Origin of the sequence: Acinetobacter corruptisaponis (assembly GCF_030053775.1) — a bacterium.
Lineage (GTDB): Bacteria > Pseudomonadota > Gammaproteobacteria > Pseudomonadales > Moraxellaceae > Acinetobacter > Acinetobacter corruptisaponis.
Genome location: NZ_CP125669.1, coordinates 1,114,193 through 1,135,724, shown reverse-complemented (window position 1 = coordinate 1,135,724; position 21,532 = coordinate 1,114,193). Strand labels below are relative to the sequence as shown.

At 41.7% G+C, this 21,532-nt stretch carries 13 protein-coding genes and 1 pseudogene; 9 read left to right on the top strand and 5 right to left on the bottom strand.

Annotated features, from left to right (window positions below; genetic code table 11):
- The first annotated feature begins 81 nt into the window (after positions 1 to 81).
- Complete coding sequence (gene gdhA / locus QLH32_RS05805; RefSeq protein WP_432442309.1) at positions 82 to 1,449, top strand: NADP-specific glutamate dehydrogenase; 1,368 nt, start codon at positions 82 to 84, stop codon at positions 1,447 to 1,449.
- 68 nt (positions 1,450 to 1,517) lie between these two features.
- Positions 1,518 to 2,884, top strand: a protein-coding gene (locus QLH32_RS05800) for an IS3 family transposase (RefSeq protein ID WP_432442302.1) whose coding sequence is annotated in 2 segments (ribosomal slippage) — positions 1,518 to 1,971 and positions 1,971 to 2,884 — 1,368 coding nt in all. Because the reading frame shifts where the segments join, the coding sequence is not laid out codon by codon here.
- 63 nt (positions 2,885 to 2,947) lie between these two features.
- On the opposite strand, the gene QLH32_RS05795 is transcribed toward QLH32_RS05800, so the two are convergent.
- The 5 genes from QLH32_RS05795 to QLH32_RS05775 form a co-directional block, all read right to left on the bottom strand.
- Entirely contained in the window at positions 2,948 to 4,051 is a 1,104-nt protein-coding gene (locus tag QLH32_RS05795) for an META and DUF4377 domain-containing protein (RefSeq protein WP_283268603.1), read from the bottom strand.
- A gap of 170 nt (positions 4,052 to 4,221) precedes the next feature.
- Positions 4,222 to 4,995, bottom strand: a complete 774-nt coding sequence (locus QLH32_RS05790) for a DODA-type extradiol aromatic ring-opening family dioxygenase (protein ID WP_279959249.1) — start codon at positions 4,993 to 4,995, stop codon at positions 4,222 to 4,224.
- Between the two features lie 106 nt (positions 4,996 to 5,101).
- A complete protein-coding gene (gene rlmH, locus QLH32_RS05785) occupies positions 5,102 to 5,581 on the bottom strand; it encodes a 23S rRNA (pseudouridine(1915)-N(3))-methyltransferase RlmH (RefSeq protein ID WP_283268600.1) in 480 nt (159 codons plus the stop codon).
- Between the two features lie 317 nt (positions 5,582 to 5,898).
- Positions 5,899 to 8,328 (bottom strand): endopeptidase La, encoded by a 2,430-nt coding sequence (gene lon / locus QLH32_RS05780; RefSeq protein WP_283268598.1) that lies wholly within the window; start codon positions 8,326 to 8,328, stop codon positions 5,899 to 5,901.
- A gap of 145 nt (positions 8,329 to 8,473) precedes the next feature.
- Complete coding sequence (locus QLH32_RS05775; protein WP_283268596.1) at positions 8,474 to 9,061, bottom strand: 5-formyltetrahydrofolate cyclo-ligase; 588 nt, start codon at positions 9,059 to 9,061, stop codon at positions 8,474 to 8,476.
- 477 nt (positions 9,062 to 9,538) lie between these two features.
- On the opposite strand from QLH32_RS05775, the gene QLH32_RS05770 reads away from it, so the two are divergent.
- The 7 genes and pseudogenes from QLH32_RS05770 to QLH32_RS05735 all read left to right on the top strand — a co-directional run bounded on the left by QLH32_RS05770 (position 9,539) and on the right by QLH32_RS05735 (position 21,391).
- Positions 9,539 to 9,838 (top strand): ESPR-type extended signal peptide-containing protein, encoded by a 300-nt coding sequence (locus tag QLH32_RS05770; protein WP_283268594.1) that lies wholly within the window; start codon positions 9,539 to 9,541, stop codon positions 9,836 to 9,838.
- 269 nt (positions 9,839 to 10,107) lie between these two features.
- Positions 10,108 to 10,482 (top strand): annotated as a pseudogene (locus tag QLH32_RS05760) (OmpA family protein); the annotation flags it as partial.
- Between the two features lie 260 nt (positions 10,483 to 10,742).
- Positions 10,743 to 14,513: a DUF4132 domain-containing protein gene (locus tag QLH32_RS05755; RefSeq protein WP_283268593.1), complete on the top strand. Its 3,771-nt coding sequence runs from the start codon at positions 10,743 to 10,745 to the stop codon at positions 14,511 to 14,513.
- Between the two features lie 14 nt (positions 14,514 to 14,527).
- Positions 14,528 to 15,619, top strand: coding sequence for an ATP-binding protein (locus QLH32_RS05750; protein ID WP_283269290.1), 1,092 nt, complete (start codon positions 14,528 to 14,530; stop codon positions 15,617 to 15,619).
- A complete protein-coding gene (locus QLH32_RS05745) occupies positions 15,616 to 18,111 on the top strand; it encodes a DUF5682 family protein (RefSeq protein WP_283268592.1) in 2,496 nt (831 codons plus the stop codon). The genes QLH32_RS05750 and QLH32_RS05745 overlap by 4 nt, the downstream gene beginning before the upstream one ends.
- A complete protein-coding gene (locus tag QLH32_RS05740) occupies positions 18,111 to 19,247 on the top strand; it encodes a VWA domain-containing protein (protein WP_283268591.1) in 1,137 nt (378 codons plus the stop codon). The genes QLH32_RS05745 and QLH32_RS05740 overlap by 1 nt, the downstream gene beginning before the upstream one ends.
- Entirely contained in the window at positions 19,244 to 21,391 is a 2,148-nt protein-coding gene (locus QLH32_RS05735) for an SWIM zinc finger family protein (RefSeq protein WP_283268590.1), read from the top strand. Before QLH32_RS05740 ends, QLH32_RS05735 begins: the two co-directional genes overlap by 4 nt.
- Positions 21,392 to 21,532: the final 141 nt, after the last annotated feature.

The following is a 21,532-nucleotide window of genomic DNA, read 5'->3' as shown; positions in this document are numbered from 1 at the left end:
AAAAAAATATTGTGAATTAAAAAAAATAAGTATTAAATAGGTGCGTTAAACTATTTTGGTGCATTTTTTGCACTTTTATGAATCATTCGACTTGAGGGTCAAACATTGAAATACAGTAGCCTAAGCGACTTCCTGGATTATGTTAAAGCTCGTGATCCACATCAACCAGAGTTTTTACAAGCTGTGGAAGAGGTAATGATGAGTTTATGGCCTTTCATTGAGAAGAATCCTAAATATGCCCAGTATGGTCTATTGGAGCGTCTGGTTGAACCTGAGCGAGTGATTCAGTTCCGTGTTTCATGGATGGATGATCAGGGCGAAACCCATGTGAACCGCGCGTTTCGTGTGCAATACAACTCGGCAATTGGCCCATTTAAAGGGGGGATGCGTTTTCACCCTTCAGTGAACCTGTCTATCTTGAAATTTCTGGGATTTGAGCAAACCTTTAAAAATGCATTGACCACACTGCCAATGGGTGGAGGCAAGGGTGGTTCTGACTTTGACCCTAAGGGCAAGTCGGATGCCGAGATTATGCGTTTCTGTCAGGCACTGATGCTTGAGCTGTACCGTCATTTAGGATCGAACACGGACATTCCAGCAGGTGATATTGGGGTGGGTGGTCGTGAAGTTGGTTATATGACGGGCATGATGAAAAAACTAAGCAATGACACCTCATGTGTATTTACTGGTAAGGGTATTTCATTTGGTGGTTCATTGGCACGTCCAGAAGCAACGGGTTACGGTACGGTTTACTTTGCCGAAGAAATGCTGAAAACACGGGGTGACAGTTTTGCGGGTAAAACCGTTTCCATTTCTGGTTCAGGCAATGTGGCGCAATACGCAGCAGAAAAGGCCATGTTCCTGGGTGCAAAAGTGGTGACCCTGTCTGATTCAAATGGTACGGTCTATTTGAAAAATGGTTTTAGCAAGGCACTTCTGGATGAAGTGATGGAACTGAAAAACGTAAAGCGTGGCCGTATTTCAGAGTTTGCCTCTAAACATGGTCTTGAATATTTTGAGGGCAAAACGCCTTGGCATATCCCTGCGGACATCGCCTTGCCATGTGCGACACAAAATGAGCTGAATGGTGAAGATGCTGAAATTCTTTTGGCTAACGGGGTCATCTGTGTGGCTGAAGGCGCGAATATGCCATCGACACTGGATGCGGTAGAGAAGTTTGTTGAGGCAAAAATCCTCTATGCACCAGGTAAAGCCTCTAACGCGGGTGGTGTGGCAACATCGGGTCTAGAAATGTCGCAGAACGCCAATCGTTTGGGTTGGTCGTTTGAGGAAGTGGATGAGCGCCTGCATGCGATCATGAAAGAAATCCATCGCAACTGTGTGAAATATGGTACGCAGGAAGATGGAAGCATCAATTATGTGGATGGTGCCAACATTGCTGGATTTGTAAAAGTGGCTGACGCAATTCTAGGTCAGGGCATTTATTAAAAATCCCTCTTTATGAACTGCACCCCGAAAGTTGGACACTCTTAGTCTAATTTGAAGGGTGCTTTTTAATGGCTAAATACAACAAAGCATTAAAACTGAAAGTTGTTCAACATTACTTATCAGGTTATGGTTATCCAACAACCTCTAAGTTTTTTAATATTGACCAAAGTCTCGTTCGCCAATGGGTAGCTCAATATAATAAAAACGGTGAAGCAGCTTTTTCTGAAAAACAAAGACATCGGGTACTTTCTCTTGAAATTAAACTGGCAGTGATAGAGTCGGTTCAAACAGATGGTTTATCCGCTCGGGAAGCAATGATTAAATTCGACCTTAAAAGCCCCTCACAGATATTTAATTGGTTGCGCCAATATCGAGAGCAAGGTATAGATGGCTTAAAACCGAAGCCTAAAGGGCGAACCAAACTTATGCCTAAACCGATCAAACTCTCTAAGGCAGACCAAGATAAAACCCAAAAAGAGTTACTCGAAGAATTAGCATATTTACGTGCAGAGAATGCCTTTTTAAAAAAGCTGAAAGCCTTAAGGCTGGAACAGGAAGCAAAAGAAGCTGCCGAACAGCAGCGCTTGCAGGACTTATATCAGGATTAAGGCAAACCTATCCATTAAAGCATTTATTACATGCAGCCAAGATGCCACGCAGTACTTACTATTACCATGTGCAAATATATAAACATGAAGATCAAGATTATGATTTGAAAAAGAAAATCAGGGTAATCTATCATCAGCATAAAGGAAGATATGGTTATCGTAGGATTACCCTTGCCTTGAGGAATTTAGGTTTGGTGATCAATCATAAGTGTGTTCAACGATTGATGCAGTCTATGCAACTTAAATCACGTATCAGAGCCACGAAATATCGCTCTTACAAAGGACAAGTGGGCAAGATTGCAGACAATGTATTACAACGTCAATTTAAGGCAGAACAGCCCAACCAGAAATGGGTAACTGATGTGACTGAGTTCAATGTTCGAGGTGAGAAGCTTTATCTATCACCAGTCATGGATTTATTTAATGGCGAAATCATAGCTTTCCATATTCAACGCAGACCAGTATTTGGATTGGTGAAAGATATGCTCAAGAAGGCTATAGATAAACTAAAACCTGATGACAAACCGATGATCCATTCAGATCAGGGATGGCAAAACCAAATGCATTATTATCAAGAACAATTGAAACAGAATGGCTTAACACAAAGTATGTCACGTAAAGGAAATTGTTTAGACAATGCCTCTATGGAAAGCTTCTTTGGAATACTGAAATCAGAGTGTTTTTATGGAGAAGAATTTAAATCCATTGATGAACTGGAACAAGTCGTGAAAAAATACATCCACTATTACAACCATGATCGAATCAAGGTGAAACTAAAAGGACTGAGTCCTGTACAGTACAGAAATCAGTCCTTAAAAACCACTTAATCAAACTGTCCAACTTATTGGGGTCAGATCAAAAGCATCGGATTTTTTATTTATGGTATGGATTTATGGTTTTTTCACTAGCTCTTGCTCAACCACCATATCCAATACATCTGCCTGACTGGACTGGTCCGCGGCTGGGTTTTTAATTTCAAAACGCTTCACACGTACAATAACACGCTGCTCTGGGTTGTGTTTAAAGCCCTCGATTTGACCATAGTACAATGACCAGTCTTTGTCCGCGTAGGTTTTGATGCCCTTGTCATCATATTTAATTTCACGAACCTGCATGCAGGTCATTGGCGCGACACCAACACAAGACTTGGTTTCAGGTGAAATTTCCAGAAAAACCGTTTTACCCTCAGACTGGTATTTCGCTTCAGGTGTCATTGTGCCAATGAACGTGTATTTCTGGCCTTTGGTGTCGCTAATGACTAGACTTGGTTGGTCAGGATTGCTGGTATTTACATTAAACGAGATTTCACGCTTTTGCAGAAGATCTGCGGCAAATTGTTCCTGCTTCATCAATGCAGGTTCGCATGCCATTTGAGTAGAAAACATATCACCTGTAATGATTAGATCATTTTCAACTTTCCATGTGGTCCCTTGATGGTTACAGCCTGAATCTACAGATAAGCGGTCTTTGCTAAAGCTAAGAACGATCGGTTTTTTGGTGTCAGCAGGCTGATATGACCATGTATAGTTGGTTAATATGTTGCGATCAGTCATTTTGCTTCCCGTGAAGATATGCTTTTGACCTTTGCTATCCGTGACCGTCAGGATGGCTTGCCCATTGACTGTACTGATTTCAAAGGGAATACGCTTTTCACTGAAAATATCAGAAGATAAATGTTCCTGCTGCATCAGGTCATCAGCACATGCCATCATGGTGGACACCAGTGGAGAGGTCACAATGCTGTTACCCTCAACTTTCCAGGTACCGCCTTGACCATTACAGCCAGTTAAAATTGTCAGTTGTTGATTGTCATTGAAAGTTAAAACCAATGGTTTTGAAGCCTTGGATGCTTGATAAGTCCAGTTATATTCTGTGAGGTTTTTTACGGCTGTTGTATTCATTTGTGTAATTACGCTGTCAGTTACATTTTGTACTGATTGGCAGGCCATTAGGGAAAGTGGAAGTAAGGCAAGAACTAAATATTTGATTTTCATGTTCAAAACGACAGTAAATAAATAACAGTCTTAAGCTTAAAGTATTCTTAAAAAAAGAGCATGTAGTACGTTTAGGTATTCAGTTTGCTAAATGTATTTATTTGTAATATTCCAGCAATTATGGCCTTATGGGCAGGACGATGATGATCGTCCTTTTTATGATATAAAGTTTAATCAAACCGATAAATATCCATGCCCAATGAACCCATTGAAAAGCTGCTGTGCACAATATTAAAACGATGGCCTGTTCCCATAGCAAAAAATAGTGGGGCAAAATGTTCAAGTGTGGGATGGTTGCGCTGGACATAGGGTAATGATGGCCAATCCAGCACCGCATCATAGTTCTGGTGTGTCAATTTGCTCACCACTGCATTCCTGAATGTACTGGCCCAGGTCGGCACGTCTGTAGGGTTGTGCCATGACAGCTCAGCCAGGTTGTGGGTGATACTGCCTGAACCAATCAACAGGATTTGCTGATCGCGTAATGGTGCAAGCGTTTGCCCGATTTTATAAATTTCATCCGCATTCATGTGAATAGGCAGGGAAATTTCAACCACAGGAATATCTGCATCTGGATACATATGTAACAACGGCATCCATACGCCGTGATCGCGTGGACGGGTGCTGTTTGCGTGGGCCGCAATATCTGCCTCTGCAAATAAACTCAGTATCTCCTCGGCCAGCTTTGGTGCGCCTGCCGCAGGGTAATGAATCTGATACAGTTCGGGTGGGAAGCCACGAAAGTCGTGCCAGGTTTGTGGTCGAGTGGAGGTGCTGACTTCCAGCGCCTGACTTTCCCAATGCGCTGACATCACCACAATGGCCTTGGGCTTTGGCAGATTGGTGCTTAGGCGGTATAGGGCAGGACCAACCTGCTCAGGATCAAGTGCGAGCATTGGCGAACCATGAGAGATAAATAACCCTGGTAAAGTTTGCAAGTTCATAACAGCGCACCTGATTGGAGAGACCTGATTATCGTGACAAATTCTTTAAAGGAATGACACTACCTAAACTTCAACATATTGTTCTAAAATCAGAACAAGTATAGCGCTATGCCCGATGATAAGGATGGTTGTGGTTAATGCTCATCGCACGATACAGTTGTTCAATAAGCAAAATACGCACCATAGGGTGGGGCATGGTGAGCTTGGACAATGACCAGTGCCAGGCCGCAGCCTTGCGTACCGCTTCGGAATGGCCATCTGGGCCACCAATGGCAAGTGCGATGTCGTTGCCCTCTAGCATCCATTGCTTCATGGTATCTGCCAGCTTTTCAGTGCTGAGTTCACGCCCGCCTACTTCTAAAGCGATCAATGTCTCATTTGGCCTGAGGGCATTCAAAATACTCTCACCCTCAATTTGACAGTATTTTAGGATATCTGCCTCAGAGTCATTTTTCCCACGTTTCGCCATAGGCAGCTCAATCACCTGAGTCTGTACAAAGGGCTGGATGCGTTTGAAGTAATCTTCAAATCCAGTAAGTACCCAGGCAGGCATTTTTTGACCAATGGTGAGAATACGAATTTTCATAGGATTGTTTAAATCGATACATTCAGCACATTATAAATGCTGCTGAAAATTATAGGGTGGTGTAAACGGTTTATCTTGTTATAAAAGATACAAAATAGCGGATTATTCTCTCCATAAAAAACGCAGCTCAACATGCGTATGAGCTGCGATCAAAGAGCCATCTGTCTGGAGTTCAGATGGCACTAAAATGAGTTCATGAGTCAAGTTTGGCCTTTGTTTTATCGACTCCATTTCATTATGCAATATACTGGTTGTTTTTCAACCAAAATATGTAACAAAAAAAGAGAGCCGAAGCTCTCTTTAATTTTTTTTAAGGATTAGTGACGTGCAGCCTTTGCTTCTTCCACTGGTTTTACAATCGGTGTTTTTGGCAAAGGTTTTGGTGTATCCGTCAAAGCTAAAGGTAGGATTTCATCAATGCTTTTCACAGCCTTGATTTCCAAGCCTTCCTTAACATTGTCTGGAATCTCAGCCAAGTCACGGACATTATCCTGTGGAATGAAGACCAGCTTGATTCCACCACGGTGTGCCGCAAGAAGTTTTTCTTTCAAGCCACCAATACGCATCGCACGACCACCAAGACTTGTTTCACCTGTCATGGCAATGTCTGGACGAATCGGAATACCTGTAAATGCCGATACAAGGGCAGTGGTCAGTGCCAAACCAGCCGATGGGCCATCTTTTGGTGTTGCACCTTCAGGTAAGTGAACGTGGACATCAGTTTCATCGAAACGAGATGATTCAATTCCCAGTTCATCCGCACGTGTACGAACAACAGTCATTGCTGCGGTAATCGATTCTTTCATTACATCACCGAGTGAACCTGTGGTAATGAATTTACCTTTACCTTTTACGGCTGCAACTTCAATAGTCAGTAACTCACCACCCACTGAAGTCCAAGCCAGGCCATTAACACGACCGACTTGTGCTTCATCTTCAGCAACACCAAAGTCAAACTTGTGTGGACCCAGATATTCTGGAAGATTTGCAGAAGTCACATCAACCTGTAGGTTCTTGGACTTCTTGCTCACCGCTTCTTTCACAACTTTACGTGCAATTTTAGACACTTCACGCTCTAGGCTACGGACACCTGCTTCACGGGTGTAACGTTGCACGATGTCACGGATCGCTTCTTCATGAACAGTCAGTTCTTTAGCACGTAGGCCATTGTTCTTGATTGCTTTCGGAACAAGGTAACGTTCAGCAATGTTCACTTTCTCATCTTCGGTATAACCAGGAAGACGAATCACTTCCATACGGTCCAGCAAGGCCTCAGGAATATTCATGCTGTTGGCTGTACAGATGAACATCACTTCCGAAAGGTCTAGGTCAAGATCAAGGTAATGATCGTTGAACTTACTGTTCTGTGATGGATCGAGTACTTCAAGCAATGCTGAAGCAGGATCGCCACGGTAGTCCTGTGCCATCTTGTCAATTTCGTCGAGTAAGAACAATGGGTTCTTCACGCCGACTTTGGTCAATGACTGCACAATTTTACCTGGCATCGCACCGATATAGGTACGACGGTGACCACGAATTTCAGCTTCGTCACGTACGCCACCGAGGGCCATACGAACAAACTCACGACCTGTTGCCTTTGCAACCGATTCACCAAGAGAGGTTTTACCCACACCTGGAGGACCAACTAAACAAAGGATTGGACCTTTGAGTTTTTTCACACGCGACTGAACTGCAAGATATTCAACAATACGATCTTTAACATCATCTAAGCCATAATGATCGGTATCAAGGATTTCCTGTGCTTTAGCCAGGTTAATGCTGACCTTGCTGGCCTTATTCCAAGGCGTATCTAAAATCACTTCCAGATAGTTACGAACAACGGCTGCTTCACTGGATGCAGGTTGCATTGCCTTGAGTTTACGGAACTCAGCTTCAGCTTTTTTGCGTACGTGCTCAGGCAAATCTGCTTCAGCAAGACGTTTCTCGATTTCCGCAACATCATCTTCAGCACCGCCATTCATGTCGGAAAGCTCACGTTGAATAACTTTCATTTTTTCATTTAGAAAGTATTCACGCTGGTTCTTTTCCATTTGACGTTTAACGCTGTCATGTAGGGTTTGTTCAATTTGCTGTTCAGCAGACTGATTCATCAAGTAGCTCATCAGTTCCTGCAAATGCGCTTCAAACTCGTCGTGTTCTAAAAACTTTTGTTTCACTTCAATGTTTAAAGGCACACGGGTCGCAACGAAGAACATCAGTTGTAACAGGTCTTCGATTTTATTTGCCGCTGCAACCAGTTCACGCGCATTACGCAGTTTCGCTTCCGCATATTGTGCGAATAGGGTACGCAATTCATTTAAGCGGGTTTCCTGGGCTTCATGATCCAAAGGAACAGTAATCGGGCTTAAATGATGTTTAGCTGTTAAGTACTCTTCTCCATCGATAATGCGTTCCAGTTTCGAACGATGCAGGCCTTCGATCAGTACCTTAATGCAGTTTTCATCATTCTCATGATTGACGACCTGTACGATTTTAGCCACGGTTCCATATTGATAGAGGTTATCGTGATCAATTTCTTCTGTAAGCGAATCTTTTTGCGCAACTACAAATACTAAATTGTCACCGTTACGAGCCACATCCACTGCATTGATCGATTTTTCACGACCCACGAATAGCGCGATCTGCATGTGCGGATACACCACAACATCACGTAGCGCTAATAGTGGTAATACACTTGGAACCTGTGGCTCTAAGCTTGTTTCATTATTTAAAATATATTCAGACATGGGCACTCCTAATGAGTGACAACGGTGTTGCCATGTTTTTTATAGTGAAGTGCATTTTTAAAATTACAAGGGTTTTTAGTTAGAAAATATAAAAAAAAGACTAAATTGGTTGGGATTTGGGCAAAAGCATATATAGATGATGCATTTAACGTTTGAAGTAATATTTCTGTGTTGGTGTAAATAGGGCATCCAAAGGTTGATCCCATTTTTGCCTGAATAAAGGTTCATTTATATATTGAAAAGAATGGGCGAGTCCCAGCCGAAAAGGGCGATGTGGGGCAGTTGCCAAAGTACGGTCATAAAATCCACCTCCCATGCCGATTCTTGTTCCAAGCTGGTCACAGGCCAATAAAGGCATAATCAGTAAATCCAGGGTGGAAACATGCTGCCCACGCGTTGCCATTGGTTCTTTCATACCGAGAGGATGGTGTGAAAAACGTTTATTTAAATATTGATTGGAGCTGATTTTTACCCACACCAGGTTTTGGTTCATATTACAGATCATGGGTAGATAGACCTGCTTGTTTTTTTGAAAACAGAACTGGATGATTTTTCGGGTATGTACTTCACCAAAGGCATGTAAATACATGCCAACTTTTTGGGCTGACTTGAACTGTGGCGAATATCTGAGTCGATTTAAAACCTGTTGTTCAGCTTGTTTATGCTCTATAGGAGAAACTAGTCTTCTTCTTAGGCGAAGCTGTTTTCTCAATGGATTTAAAGGCTGGTTCATAACATTTAAAAATGATTTTCTTTTGAAGAATAATACTCGATTTTCTGGGAAAGTTCCTGAATATACTCATGGTGTAATGGCCAGATTTGTTGTTGGAATTAAACTTTTATTTTTCCATTTGGTTCTATTTTTCGTCTTATTTCTATATTTAAAAAATTTTGTTTAATGTCTTTTTTCAGCATAAAAAACGATAAAAGACTAGAGTTATTATTCTATTTTTCACTTTATTTATGAAATAAAAACAAAAGATAACAAAAGAAAATAAACGAATATTATTTGATTTAATTCAAACAATTAATTTACTTGTTTTTTGTAAAAATGAGAATTGTATCTCATTTTTGAGTGTGGGGTTTTGCTCGGTTATTTACCAATTTTCATTATTTAACTAGCATGCGCACAATTTTTAGCGGCACAACTAAAAATGCTTCACTGCATTTTTAGACCATCAATAACTGTAGTAATAATCCGAGAATTTTTATGAACAAAGTGTATAAAGTGGTTTGGAATGCATCAATTGGAACATGGGTCGCAACATCTGAAATTGCAAAAAGTAAAACCAAAACCAAGTCAAAAATTTTTAGTTTATCTACTGCTGTTCTAGTTGGGATGATTAGTTTTTCTTCCACGGCATTTGCGAGCTATGAACAAAATGGCGGCTCAACCAGCATTGACTGTTCAACAGAGCGTGATGGCGGTGTAAATAATCCTGGCGGTACACGTAAATCTTCCAACAGCATCGCATTAGGGACAAATGCTTGTGCGCCTAAACTGAGTTAAATAACACGATCAATAACACCAAGACCGAGTTGGAAAACAAGGGCTTGAACTTTGCTGGTAATGCAGGTGCAGATGTTCATCGTAACTTGGGTGACAAATTAAACATCGTCGGTGGAGCTGATGCTGCAACATCAGAAGACAAAACCAGCGGTGAAAACGTTATCACACGTACCACAGAAGATGGTATCAAGATTGAACTGTTGAAAGATGCGAAGTTCGACAGCATTACCACTGGTGATACTGTAGTAAACAACAAGGGCTTACCCGCCAATACAAACTTGAATAGTATTAATTCGGGTAGTGTATTCTTCGCCTTTGATCAGTCAAATGCAAATGCCATTGAGCAAGGTCGGGTTTCAGTTGTGTCAATTGCACAGCGCATTAAACAAAGTAATTCAACAGGTCCAATTGTGGTTGCTGGATTTACTGATCCATTGGGTAAATTTGCCTATAACCATCAATTATCAGCACAACGTGCCAATACAGTTGCAAAATTATTGGTCAGTGAGGGAGTGGATGCTAACCGTATTCAGATTCAAGCCAATAGTCAAACTGATTTATATCAGCAATGTGCAGGTAATAAAGTGAATAGTCAGCTTGTGGGTTGTTTGGCACCAAATAGACGTGTCAATGTGAGTTGGTAATCCATCTTAAATAAAAATGGCTACTTTAAGGTAGCCATTTTTTATGTGAAGTATAATGAGAAGTACGACAAAAAATGTCGCACTCTGTTTTATCTTGGGCTGTATTTGTTTCCTCTCTCCTTATAATAAAAACATCAAAAATATATTCAGTGGGTTGTTATGTATTGTTGTAGAATTTGGGCATTAAAAGAAATCTAAAATTGATTTTTAAATGAAATCAAGAATTAAGTAAATAATTGGGGAAAATAAGAGGCTATTTCATGTTTGAAAGTATTAAGAATAAAGTGAATCAGTTGATCAATCCGCAAGGGCAGAATACGCTGGAGTCAGAAACCCTAGCTTTGCTCAGCACAATTGTTGAACCTTTGGCAGAGGTGGATGCAACATTGCCCAACCAGGTTTTAAACTATGTTGTAAATGGACAAAATCCTGAGGTTTTACTGACCTTACAACAACAAGCGACAGATAAAGCCTGTGCATTGTTGGGTAGTCCTGGCACTTATGGCTGGTTTTGGCCCTCTTCAGAATTGACCAAAGCTCAGGAGAAATTATGCAAAGCCTCCCAAAATGCACGTTATAAGCTGTATATCAATATTTTTTCAAAACTCAGCAGCGAACAGATTATCCGTTATGGCAAATTCTTGGAAGCAGCCACCCAACAACGAAATTACTCACAGCTCTCTAAACAAACGCCTGTGTGGTTTAGCTATGTTTTAGTCGATGGTTTATTAAGTAGTTTTAATCATCAAAGTTTTGATGATCGCCAGAAAAAATCACATCGTGATCTTTGGACACTAGCAGTATTAAAACAACTTTATTTATCTGAGCCTGAAAATAACAGTGAAAGTTTTATTGCAACCTTATTTGAGCGTGATGGCGTCAATAATTATTACCATGATCAACTCAGCGTTTTATTTAAACTTTCGGATAGTGTTGCGTTTTTCACCGAACATGCCCAACAGGTTCGGGAGATTTTACCGAAGCTATCTGCCGCAGCGCAGGGAATTTTTTTAGAATTTATTGCTCAGCATCCAGAACTGCTACAACAACAAACTGAGCTGATAATTATGCTTGCGCTCAGTTCCAGTAAAACTGTTCGTGAACAGGCAACGGTATTATTGTCACAGCTCAACCAAACTGAAAGTCAGCAATACTTGCAACATTTCTTGTTGAATGGTGAGAGCAAGCAGCGCAGTTTTGCGGCAGATTTACTGGCGCGTCTGGGTGAGCAAAACCGAGACATTTTGCAACAAGCCGCAGACAGTGAAAAATTAAAATCGGTGCAAGTGTTGATTATTGCTGCTTTACAACGTCTTGAAAGCTTGCAGCAGGTGGTTGAGGTTGATTACACCTTACCTGAAATTAAAGCCATCGAAACGCAGGAGATTCCAGAAAGTTTTATCCCAATCATTGTGGAAAATTATCAAGCATTACTGGAAAAAGCCAGACAGCGTGCTGAGCAGGAAATAGAAGATAATAAAACGGCCTCTTATAAAAGCACTTGGGCACAAAGTAATTACAAAGATCTGCAAAAACTCAAAATAGAGCAGATTAGCCAGCAGTTGTTTTCCACAATTAATGGTCAGAAAAGAACGCAGATACATGGTCATCACTATAACATCATGACCCACCAGAATAAGCTGCAAAACTTGCCTGAATATGGCTTGGAACATGCGCTACGTTTAAGTTATCACGGACGTAACTGGATTAACTGGAATGATTTATTCAATAGTTTGCTGAAACCACATCATTACGAAAATCTTGAGTTGCGTCAGCTTGAACAGTTGATGAAACAGGTGGGTTTTGAAAAGCCTGCGCGAATGATCGCTGAGAGTTATTTAGAAAACTATTACTATGAAACCTTGAGTAGTTATATTGCAGATGATGACAAGGTTGTTCCATTTTTTATGGAGCATATTGATCTGATTGCTGAAGCGTTGGGTTTATTACCTGATAAAAGTGAATCACGTTATCGTAGTTTTGAACCTTTACATGCAATTGGTGTATTGCAACGTTTCCCACAATTACCAAAACAGTTTATTCCTCGTTTACTTGAGTTTGCTCTGGGGGATGGTAAACGTCTGCGCTTTGATGCTCAGGAAGTTTTGAGAAAATTACCTGATATCCATTTACGTGCGATTGAAGCGCTGGAAAATGGTAAACAGGAAATTCGTATTACCGCGATTGAATGGTTGGCACGTTTACAACATCAGGCTGCGATTCCTGCCCTATATGAATTACTTAAGAAAGAGAAAAAAGAAGTTGTTATTGCAGCAATTTTGACTGCTTTGGAGCAATTAGGAGAGGATATCAGTGCTTATCTTTCACCTAAAAGCTTGCTCAAAGATGCTGAAAAGGGCTTAAAAGGTAAAATTGCCAGTAGCTTTATCTGGTTTGATTTACAGCATTTACCCCAAGCGCAATGGCAGGATGGCAGCCAAGTTGATCCTAAAATTATTCAGTGGTGGGTGATTTTAGCGGATAAATTAAAAGATCCGATTCCAAATGCCTTGTTGCAGCGTTATATGGGGTTGCTTAATGAAAAGAGTCAGCAAACACTTTCGCTACATTTACTACAAAGCTTCATCTACCAAGATACACGTAATCCAACTTTAGAAGAGGCGATGGAGGTTGCAACTAAAGAAGCACCGAGTCGGTTGGCATCCTATCAGGACTCATTTAAGCGTTGGGGACAAAAGTATCCTGAATATTATGGACGTTATGAGCACATCACGCTGGAAGAAGTGGTTGAGGAAATTAAACGTGAACGTCTAGCGATCTATCTAGGCTCTGCAATAAAAAGCAAAGGTATGTTGGCACTCACCTTTAAAACACAGGGTAGTGTTGCGGTGAAATTGTTGCAGGATTATATGAAGCAACACTATCAGCGTCGTGCGCAAATTGAAGCAATGTTAAGTAGTTTTTCAGTCAGTGATGATCCACTCATGATTCAATTGCTGCTCAGCCTCTCACGTCGTTACCGTACTGCATCGGTTCAGAATCTGGCAAAACAATTGGTTGAGCAAATTGCTGAGCGTAATCAATGGAGCAGTGATGAGTTGGCAGATCGTACCATTCCAACCGCGGGCTTGGATGATGCAGGTGTACTGACTCTGGAATATGGCTCACGGGTTCTGACAGCTTATGTGGATGATAAAGACAAATTTGTACTGAAAAATGAAGATGACAAGATCATCAAAAGTCTGCCTGCTGCACGACAAGGTGATGATGAGGGCTTAATTAAAGAAGCGAAATCATTATTTAGCAGCAGTAAGAAAGAATTTAAGCAGGTCATTGATTTACAGACACAACGTTTATACGAAGCGATGTGTAGTGAACGTGTCTGGAGCAGTACAGACTGGCAGGAATACCTGTTTGCACATCCGATTATGAAGCGTTTAATTCAACGTTTGGTTTGGTTGGAAATTTCTATTGATGGTGAGGTTTTACAAAGCTTCCGCCCAAGTGATGATGGCAGTTTGTTAAATCTGGAAGATGATGAAATTGAATTGTCGGCAGATAGCCAGATCAAAATTGCGCATGTGGTTCTGATCAGTGCTGAAGATGCTGAGGCATGGCAAGCGCATTTTAAAGACTATAAAGTGAAGTTTCTGTTTGAACAAATGACACACCAGCTTCCAGTTTTTGAAGCACAGGCTGAGATGATTGAAGATCGTAAAGGCTGGTTGACCGATACTTTCACCTTACGTGGTGTGATCACCAAGTTGGGTTATCAACGTGCCTCGATTGAAGATGGCGGTTCCTTTGATAGTTACTTTAAGCCCTTTAGCCAGATTGGTTTATCTGCTGTGATTCGTTTTAGTGGTAGTTATGTACCAGAAGAAAATCTTGCAGCGGTCTTGTATGACCTGAGTTTTGAGAAAAAAAATGTGCGCTCTTGGCGTGACAGTGGGATGAATCTGGCAGATGTTCCGCCTGTGCTGTTGGCTGAGACCTATGCAGATTATTTAAAAGTTGCTGAGGCATGTTCTGGTTTTGATCCTGAATGGCAGAAGAAAACACCTTGGTAGAAAATGGTAAAGATATGAATCAACAAGACATTATTAAACTCAGTGCTGAACAACGCTTTGCAGAAGAATTGGCCGTATTAACTGAATATGACCATGCACCCAAACCACAAGGTTGGTTACGTTCACCACGTGCAGTGCGTCAATTCATTTTAGGTGATGAAAAACTTGCCATCAGCCGTAAATTTTATGGAGATGATGCCTTGGTAGATCGAGCCATTGTCACTTTATTGGGAAAACAAGGTTTGATGTTGGTGGGCGAGCCTGGTACAGCAAAATCCATGCTTTCTGAGTTGTTGGCAGCTGCGATTAGTGGCGATTCAGGACTGACCATTCAAGGGACTGCGGGAACAACCGAAGACCATTTAAAATACTCCTGGAATTATGCCTTATTACTTGCAGAGGGTCCAAATGAAAAATCTTTGGTGCCGTCTCCTGTGTATCAAGCGATGCAACAGGGCAAGATTATTCGTTTTGAGGAAATTACCCGTTGTCCACCTGAAATTCAGGATGTGCTGGTTTCACTGATGTCTGAAAAGACCATGATGATTCCTGAGTTGGGTGAGCAAGGTCGTGTTTATGCCAAAGCAGGATTTAATATTATTGCCACTGCCAACTTAAGGGATCGGGGTGTGCATGAGATGTCCTCGGCATTGAAACGTCGTTTTAATTTTGAAACCGTTCGCCCGATTGCTGACCCTGTGTTTGAGCGTGAATTAGTATTGACTCAGTTAAAACGTGAGTTAGGCGATTTATCTGATCAGATTCAAATGTCTGAATCTGTGGTCGATCTACTGGTTACAGTTTTTCAAGAGTTACGTCAAGGCACAACCAAAGATGGTACGTCTATCAAAACCCCTGATGCAGTGATGTCAACAGCGGAGGCGGTGAATATTGCCTATGCAGCGGCTTTGGAGGGCTATTATCTAGGTAATCAATCCTTGAGTGGGGCAGCGATTGCGCGGCAGTTGATTGGCGTGGTGCTCAAGGATAATGTGGATGATGCCAAGCGTATGCGTTTTTATATGGATAATGTGGCACGTGAACGGGCGAAACAGGATGCAACTTGGAAAGCCTTTTTTGATGCTGGGAAGACTTTCTGGCAATGACGATACCTCAACGCTTACGACAAGCCTTAGAATGGCAAAAGGCTTTGGCTGAAAAGGGTATTCATTTTTTACCGATTCGCCATCATAGTCCAGCCTGTGCATACGCTACGTTACAGGCATTACAGCAGTTGCAAGCTACGCATGTGCTGATTGAAGCACCGCGTTCATTTAACCGTTTAATTGCAGATTTACAACATCCAGACAGTCAGCCGCCCTTGGCCGTATTGTGTCAAACCGAGATCATTGAACGGAATGTTGATGCTGTAAATGAGGAAACCATTGAGCAGAAACAAAGTCGTACGGCCTACTATCCATTTTGTGATTATTCACCTGAATGGGTCGCGTTACGTTATGCGCCAGAAATCAATGCCAAGGTTGAGTTTATTGATTTGGCATGGAGCAGTCAGGTTGAGCATGAATTACAGGCTTTTGCTGAACAAACATGGCAAAGCCGTAGCCTACAACAAGAGCGCTATTTAGCGCATAGTCAGTATTTACAAGCTTTAGCACACAAGTTGCATTGCCGTAACCATGATGAACTTTGGGATCATCTGTTTGAGTTAAAGCCCAAACAGGAAATGAACGACTGGCAAAACTTTTTCCATGAAGTTTTGGTCTGGTGTGCCATGTCTCGTCTGGACTATGAAGACAGTGTGTTGGAAGCTGATGCCTCGCTGATTCGTGAACAATGTATGTTGCAGAGCATTTTAGAGTGCTATGAGAATAATAAGGGCACAATCTGCATTATTACAGGGGGCTTCCATACCTTGGCGTTAATTGAGGAGTTGGCAGCACAAATTCTCACAACAAAACCAAAGAAAATCAAAAAAATAAAGTCAGCTGATCAGGATGATCAAGCTTGGCTGATTCGTTATAGTTTTGATCGTCTTGATGCCTTAAATGGTTATGCTTCAGGTATGCCATCACCCGCTTTTTATCAGCGTTGTTGGCAGCAAATGATGGATGATTCTGCAAATGAAGTTGAACAACGGCAAACCTTAACCGTTGAGTTACTTTCTGGTTTTTCTAGGCAATTGCGTGAACAACAGATTTTAGACAGTAGTTTTATTACCGTTAAAAATGCCACTGAACAGGCGATTAGGTTAGCCAGTTTAAGAGAGCATCACTTAATTAGCCGTTTTGACTTGATTGATGCTTGCCAAAGTAGTTTTGTCAAAGGCAGTTTAGATGAGGGGCAGCAAGCATTCCAGCATTTACTGCACCAGATTTTAAGTGGGGCTCGTTTAGGGCAGGTGGTTCAATCTACTCAAACGCCGCCACTCTTGGCACAAGTCTATGAGTTGGCCAAAATCCATCGTTTCAAGCTGGATGAAACCATCAGCAAACGCGCGAAACTGGATGTATTCCGTAATCAGAAACATCGTTTGCGCAGTCGTTTTCTGCATTTACTGGATTTTTTACAAGTGGGGTTTGCCAAATCCGTGAGTGGTCCAGATTTCTTGGGAGGTGGGCGTTTACATTTGCTCTTTGAAGAATGGGACTATGCATGGACACCACATGTTGAAGCTCGATTGATTGAGTTGTCAGAATTAGGAAGTGATCTCAATACCATTGCAATATATAAGTTACTGCAACTCAAAGAGACTTTTGCTCAGTCTGGACAAGGGCGATCTTCACATCTTGCAGTACAGCTTTTAATCCGTGCGGCATTGATGGGATTACATAAACAAATTTCAATTCTTTTTGCGGAAGTTCAACAGTATTTACCCAATGATCCTGATTTGGACTCGGTCATTCAATGTGGGCAAAAATTATTAAACTTATGGACAGGTAAGGATTTTCTGGCTTTCCAACAGCAGCCTGAACTAAAAGCGTTGTTGCAACAGGTGATTCCAAGCGCATTGTTCTTGCTTTCACAATTGGCAACGCCGCCCGCAGATCAACAGCAGCAGATTCTCAATCAAGTGTTGCAGTTACGCAATTTGTCTAAACAGATTCAGCGCGTGGTTGGTGGTGAGGCTGATTTGTTGGCGCAGTTCTATCAAACCCTGGCGCGTTTACATACCGATTGGCAAAAGCTAGATGTGTTGGCTGGTGCAGTGGATGCATTACGTTTTATTGATGGTGATTTAAGCGAGCAAAACCTACAACAATCTATTCAGCAACATTTTGGCATCGGTGCAAGCCCTGAACATGCAGTGGCATATCTGTCTGGCATGATGCAAAGTGCCCCTGAATTATTATTGCGTTATCCTGCTATGGCGAAATTACTGAATCAGCTTTTGTTGCAGTGGGATGAAGCTGCTTTTGTCGCTATTTTGCCTGATCTACGCCAAGCATTTACCCATTTTAAACCAAAGGAAACCGCAGCTTTTGCGGAACAAATTGCACAGTTGAATGATGTTTCAAGTCTGGATATTTCTCAATATATCAGTGAGGTATCACAGGCTGAAATGTTACAAGGTGTGCAGTTAAATCAACAGCTACAGCAGTTTTTAGTTGAGCAAAATTTACAGGGTTGGTTAGCGTGATGGATGATTCAAATTCTAAAGACCTTGCAGCCCGTTGGCGTTTAATTTTAGGTCGCTATAGTGATCGGGCATTGAATCAGGTGCAACTTGATGCAGAACAACTCCGTTTGGAACGCACCCTCGATTATTTATACAACCGAGAGTATGAACAGCGTGGGCATGTTGCTGGAGAATCACGTCATGGTTCACTTGATGATTCACAACTCACTGCAATTAACTGGCTCAATCAGGCACGCAAACTATTTCCACAAAGTACCTTTGAGCGTGTACAAACCCAAGCGGTTGAACGGTATCAGTTAGATGCCTTACTCAAAGATCCGCAAAGTTTAAAAAGTCTGGAACCCACACCTCAGTTGGCAAAGGCCTTGTTAACCATGCGTGGCCGAATGAATGCTCAAACCCGTGAGGCTGTTCGAGAGATCATTAAAACAGTAGTTGAGCAGATTGTTGCACGCTTAAAACCGAATTTTATCAATGCGATCCATGGTCGGCGTAACCGCTTTCGTCGTTCATTGATTGCCAATAGTCAGAATTTTGACTGGCGGCGTACCATTCGGGAAAATCTAAAACATTATAACCATGATCTAAATAAACTGATTATTCAACAGCCATTCTTCAATGCACGGGTACAGCGTCATTTACCCTGGACGGTGGTGTTGTGTGTCGATCAGAGTGGTTCGATGATGAACTCGGTGATGTATAGTGCGATTTGTGCCAGTATTTTGGCGAGTTTACCTGCTGTTAAAGTGCATCTAGTGTTGTTTGACACCAATATCGTGGACTTGTCGCATATGGCACATGACCCTGTTGAGGTACTTTTGACCGTACAATTAGGTGGTGGCACAGACATCGCCAAAGCAGTGAATTATTGTGAGCGTTTTGTGACTCAACCCAATCGAACCATTTTTACCTTGATTAGTGATTTTGAAGAGGGTGGTTCAGTTGTTCATTTGCTGAATGCGATCAGTCGATTGCAAAGTCAGCAAGTGAAATTACTGGGCTTGGCTGCTTTGGATGAACAGGCCAATCCAGTGTATGACATTCAGATGGCACAAAAACTCAATGAACGAGGCATGTCTGTGGCAGCTTTAACACCTGAACATTTTGCGGAATGGATGGCAGAGGTAATGCAATGAGCTGGCAACAACAATATTTAGCTTATGACCAAGAAAGCCTTGCAACCTATGCCAATGCGGGCTTGGTACGCCGTGCCTTAAAAGATATTGAAGCGGAAAAGGTCACTTTACAGGCTAAGCAAGCCGAACAGATCACCATTGAGAGTGATGGTCAACAAGTCTATTTGTCGGCTACAGGTTTAGTCAACGCATCTTGTACTTGCCCTGCAACAGGTGCATGTAAGCATATCGTTGCCGCAGTGCTGTATTTACAACAACATCTACGAAATCCAGTTCAGGGCAATACTGAAAACCAGATCCAAGATACACCTGAATTGGTTGAGAATTCAATTGTTCCATCTAATGAAAAGCTTCAAGAAATTCAGACTCAACCCAATCTAATTGAAGAGATTCTGGCATTCGATTTAAGTCAACTTGCCAAGAAAATAGGCAAAGCCCAAACCCAAAAAGCGATTAAATTGGCTCGTCTTTGGCAGCAAGAACAGCAAACGGAATTGTTGGAAGAGGGCTACCGCTTAAAAATTCGGATCAAGAGTTTGGCTGAGGACATCATCTATGTCGCGGGAGCTGGTTTTGCAGGTATGTTGTCCAATCTGGAAAAAGATCAACCTGCCTACTATCTGGCTGCCTTAAGTGAAGTACAGCGTTTGCAAGGAAAATTGTGGGCTGAACTGGAACTGAGTGAAGCAGAGAACCCTGCGATTTTAAGTGAGAGTGAACGCCAGTTTATTGTTGAATTAAAAGATGATTTAGCGCAATTGCTTGAATTTGGTCTATCCCATGTCAATGAGATGACTGCACGTCAACTGCATTTACTCAATATGTCAGCCCGTAGTGAATCATTGCCACGTCTAGCTGCAATGCTAAGACAACTCAGCGGGCAGGTGGGCCGATTGTTAAATCGTGATGAGCACAGTTCAGAACATGATACGCTACTGTATTTGGCACAGATGAGTGCTTATCTCTATCGGTTGGAACATGCACAAGGTGAGCAGCTTCTTCATTTAAGAGGGAAGCTTCGCCAGCAGTATCAATCCGATGACGAGCAAACTGAGTTGGAGCTTTTGCCTTTAGGCGCGCGTTGGTGGCGGACGCTTGGAGGAGCACGCGGGATAAGCCTGTATTTCTCAGAATTGGAAAATCCTAAAACTTTTGAAGTCACTTTGGCACGTGCTGAAAATAATGACCCAAACTTTACCCGTCATAATGCATGGTCACAGCAGAGTATCTGGATGCTGACAGCCCAACAACTGATGCAGAAAAAAGTATGTTTGCAGCAACCTCGGTTTAGTGAAGATGGACGTTTATCTGCATCAGGAACAAGTCGTGCCTTGCCTTTAAATAGCCTAAGTAAGCTTGAAGACTTTAGTTTCTACCAAAAGATTGGGTTCAATGATTGGCGGACATTACAGCAGCATTGGCAGCAACAGTTACAAACTATAGACGGAATTGATCAAATCGTACTGCTCAATATCTCTGCTTATGACATTCCTCAAGTAGATGAAATTGAACAATGCTTGTGGTGGACGGTTTATGACCAAAACCGATCAACATTGCATTTGCGTTTGGACTGGAAAATACAAGACTTAGAGAAAATTCGTCAGCTTGAACGCTTATGTACCCAAATGCTACAGGTCCACTCTATTTTTGCGTACTGCCAAATTAAAGGGCATCAACTGCTTCTATCCCCCATGAGTTTGTTGATCACTCAAAATGGCAAGACTCGACTGTTTAACCTTGATTTTGACCAACTGGCTGAACCAAAAAGGACTTTAAAAGAGAGTATCGTTGGACGTATTGAGCAACTGTTGGCAAAGAAAAAACAGCATCAAGCTAAACTTGTTTCAACTCAAATCAGCTTGAGCCAGAAAGTGTGTGAACCGATTTTGGAGGTATTGCTCAGTCTCAGTTGTTCAGGGCGTATGTTGCTGAGTACATCACAGATTGAGATGCTACAGCAGCAACGACAGTTGGTGCAGGATGCGGGAATGAATCTTTTAGTCAAGCAAATCAGCTTAATTTTAGATACTTCTCAACTAAATTCAGCGCTGCTTTTACGTTTGGTCTATGTGTGTGACTTGGTTTTAAGAATGCAGGTTTTTTTGCCAATACAATTAAATATTGATAATAAAGCATTAATTTGAACTGCCTTTTTTTGCACAAAATGACATTTTTTGTCAAATGTCCGACAAAAAACATTTACTTGCTTAAAAAATAGGCTAAAATGCCCAGCGTGAAATAGCATCATAAGATGTCAGTTTCATGTATTTATATAATTAAAATGA